Origin of the sequence: Psychrobacter sp. 78a-MNA-CIBAN-0178, from assembly GCF_040309625.1 — a bacterium.
Classification (GTDB): domain Bacteria; phylum Pseudomonadota; class Gammaproteobacteria; order Pseudomonadales; family Moraxellaceae; genus Psychrobacter; species Psychrobacter okhotskensis.
Map to the genome: position 1 here is coordinate 1 of NZ_JBEOOZ010000124.1, position 275 is coordinate 275.

Annotated in this window: 1 protein-coding gene; it reads left to right on the forward strand. The window is 40.0% G+C overall.

Features of this window, described 5'->3' with window-relative positions:
- On the forward strand, positions 1–275 hold a 275-nt coding region (locus AAEY80_RS14520; RefSeq protein WP_350588578.1), incomplete at both ends, for an amino acid--tRNA ligase-related protein.

The following is a 275-nucleotide window of genomic DNA, read 5'->3' on the forward strand; positions in this document are numbered from 1 at the left end:
GTTAAAGGCGCGCTAAATAAATCAGGTAAAGGCGATTTATACGTAGAAATGACTGAGTACCAATTATTAACTAAGTCACTTCGTCCGTTACCTGAAAAATTCCATGGCTTATCAGATCAAGAAACAAAGTACCGCCAACGTTACGTTGATTTAATTACTAACGAAGCAACGCGCGAAACATTCCGCATTCGTTCACAAGTAGTTGAAGGCATTCGTCGCTTTTTAGCAGACCGTGACTTTATGGAAGTAGAAACACCAATGCTACAGGTTATACC